At 70.7% G+C, this 300-nt stretch carries 1 pseudogene; it reads left to right on the forward strand.

Annotated elements, in window-relative coordinates:
• Positions 1-22 precede the first annotated feature (22 nt).
• Positions 23-300, forward strand: a pseudogene (locus RHBS_RS27890) (rRNA small subunit methyltransferase B); the annotation flags it as partial.

Raw genomic sequence — 300 nt, forward strand, 5'->3', positions numbered from 1 at the left:
TGGACGATACGGCGGTAGCGCGATGACAGAACCCGACAGGCCTCGTAAGCGCGAGTCGAGCCCACCGCGCAAGCACGTCAAGAAGTCGCCGGGAGCTCGCGGCCCGAAGGGAAACCGGCCCCCACAGGGAGCAGGACCCCGCGGCGTCGACGCGATCGACCCGGCCCGCCGTGCCGCCCGGGACGTCCTGAAGGCGGTGCGTGAACGGGATGCCTACGCCAATCTGGTGCTCCCCGGCCTGCTGCGAGAGCGCAAACTGGACTCGCGCGACGCGGCACTGGCCACCGAACTCGCCTACGG

The organism is Rhodococcus sp. BS-15 (assembly GCF_000813105.1).
In the GTDB taxonomy this organism is placed as follows: domain Bacteria; phylum Actinomycetota; class Actinomycetes; order Mycobacteriales; family Mycobacteriaceae; genus Rhodococcoides.